General features: G+C 70.2%; 2 protein-coding genes. Both read left to right on the forward strand.

Annotated elements, in window-relative coordinates; all coding sequences use genetic code 11:
- The first annotated feature begins 235 nt into the window (after positions 1–235).
- The gene (locus CCN37_RS36175; protein ID WP_086829753.1) at positions 236–1,234 is read left to right on the forward strand and encodes a LacI family DNA-binding transcriptional regulator; all 999 of its coding nucleotides are present in this window, start codon (positions 236–238) and stop codon (positions 1,232–1,234) included.
- Between the two features lie 78 nt (positions 1,235–1,312).
- Positions 1,313–2,239, forward strand: coding sequence for a glycoside hydrolase family 6 protein (locus CCN37_RS36180; RefSeq protein WP_210408366.1), 927 nt, complete (start codon positions 1,313–1,315; stop codon positions 2,237–2,239).
- Positions 2,240–2,267: the final 28 nt, after the last annotated feature.

Consider the following 2,267-nt stretch of genomic DNA (forward strand, 5'->3'; position numbering starts at 1 on the left):
TTGCACTCCCCGAACGACCCGTTCAGTGCGTTGGGAGCCCTGAACGGGTCGTTCAGTGCGTTCAACGCGTCAAACGGGACGTTCGCGGTTGGTGGGGCGATCGGTGCGGAGAAGCACGGAGAACGACCGTGGATCACTGGGACGCCGGAGCAGGTGGTGCTCCGGCGTCTCGCCGTCGTGGGGCTCGGAGGTGCACACTGGCCTTTCGTGTCCGATCGACGCACGGGAGAGGTTCGTGGCCGAGGTTTCCGCGAAGAACCCCACGCTGGAGACCGTCGCGGCGGTCGCGGGCGTGTCCAAGTCGACCGTCTCGCGGGTGATCAACAAGCTGCCCCACGTGCGCAAGGACATCCGCGAAGCGGTCGAGCTGGCCATCGCGCAGACCGGCTACGTGCCCAACCAGGCGGCCCGATCGCTGGTCACGCGGCGCACGGGCGCGGTGGCGCTGGTGGTGCAGGAGCCGGACACCACGGTCTTCAGCGATCCCTACCTGACCGGCCTGATCCACGCGGTCGCCGACGAGCTGGACCGGACCGACGTGCAGCTGGTGACGATCACGGCGCGCTCGGAGCGCGAGCAGGCGCGGCTGGACCGGTTCCTCCGCGCGGGCCACGTCGACGGGGTGCTGCTGACGTCCACGCACGGCGCGGGGGTGCTCGGCGGGCTCACGGTGCCGGTCGTCCACGGCGGCAGGCCGCTCGGTGCCACCAGGGACACGATGTGGGTGGACGCGGACAACGTCGGCGGAGCCCGGCTCGCCGTGCAGCACCTGCGCGAGCGAGGCCGCGAACGCATCGCGATGATCGCCGGCCCGCAGGACATGGCCGTCTCCATCGACCGGCAGAGCGGCTACCGCGACGCGCTCGACCCGAACTGCCGCCCGGTGATCGCCTACGGAGACTTCAGCGCGGACAGCGGTGCTCGGGCGATGCACCAGTTGCTGGCGTGGGAGCCGGAGCTGGACGCGGTGTTCGTCTCCTCGGACCTCATGGCGGTCGGAGCCCTGGAAGCGTTGCGCGCCAACGGCCGTAGCGTGCCGTCGGACGTGGCGGTCGTCGGCTTCGACGATGTCGAGCAGGCGCGCCGGGCCGATCCGCCGCTGACCACGGTCCGCCAGCCCATCGAGGAGCAGGGCCGCAGGATGGTCCGGATGCTGCTCGACGCCGTCGCGGGAGATCCCGGAGAGCGCTCGGTCGTGCTGCCGACCAGCATCGTCGTGCGCTCATCGAGCTGATCGCAAACGTTCCCAGCAGGCCCGAAAGGTCCCTTCGGGCCTTCCTCTCATCGCGACGTCCCAGGCAGCATGCGCCGCATGAGGACACGAATCGTTGTCGCGTTGGTCGTGGCGGGTGCACTCCTGGGAGCGGTGCCAGCCTCAGCGGCTCCGGACGCCTTCTACGTCGACCCCACGTCGAACCCGGCGAAGTGGGTCAAGGCCAACGGCGGTGACCCGCGCGCCGCGAGGATCAAGAGCGCCATCGCGGACAAGCCCATGGCGAAGTGGTTCGGCAACTGGAACGCCAACATCGGCGCGGACGTCTCCGCCTACGTCCGCGCGGCGTTCACCGCGAAGCGCATGCCCGTGCTGGTGGCCTACAACATCACCGGCCGGGACTGCGGGAGCCACTCCGGCGGCGGCGCGGGCAGTCCGGCCGCCTACCGCACGTGGAGTTCCGCCTTCGCGTCCGCGATCGGCAACCTGCCCGCCGTCGTGGTGATCGAGCCGGACGCGGTGGCCCAGCTCGACTGCCTCGCGGCTCCGCAGAAGCAGGTGCGCCTCGACCTCCTCAAGCACCTCACGGCGGAGCTGAAGTCGAAGGCCCCCAACGCTTTCACCTACCTCGACGGCGGGAACTCGTCGTGGATCGCCGCGCCCGAGATGGCCAAGCGCCTGACCTCGGCGGGCATCGCCAACACGCGGGGCTTCGCGGTCAACGTCTCCAACTACCGCACCACCGCCGAGTCCGCGCGCTACGGCAGCGACGTGGTGTCGCACCTCGGCCAGAAGAAGAGCTTCGTGATCGACGTGAGCCGCAACGGCAACGGCTCCAACGGCCAGTGGTGCAACCCGGCGGGCCGCAAGCTCGGCGAAGCGCCTCGGCTCGGCGCGGCTCCGGCGGAGATGCTGCTGTGGGTCAAGGTCCCCGGTGACTCCGACGGGAAGTGCGGCATCGCCCCCACCACGCCCGCGGGCGCCTTCACCCCCGAGATCGCCATGCGTCTCATCAACGGCACCTGAATCCCGGCTAGGCCGTGTCCTGTAAGTG

The sequence above is a fragment of the Allokutzneria sp. NRRL B-24872 genome, from assembly GCF_002155965.1.
Taxonomy (GTDB): domain Bacteria; phylum Actinomycetota; class Actinomycetes; order Mycobacteriales; family Pseudonocardiaceae; genus Allokutzneria.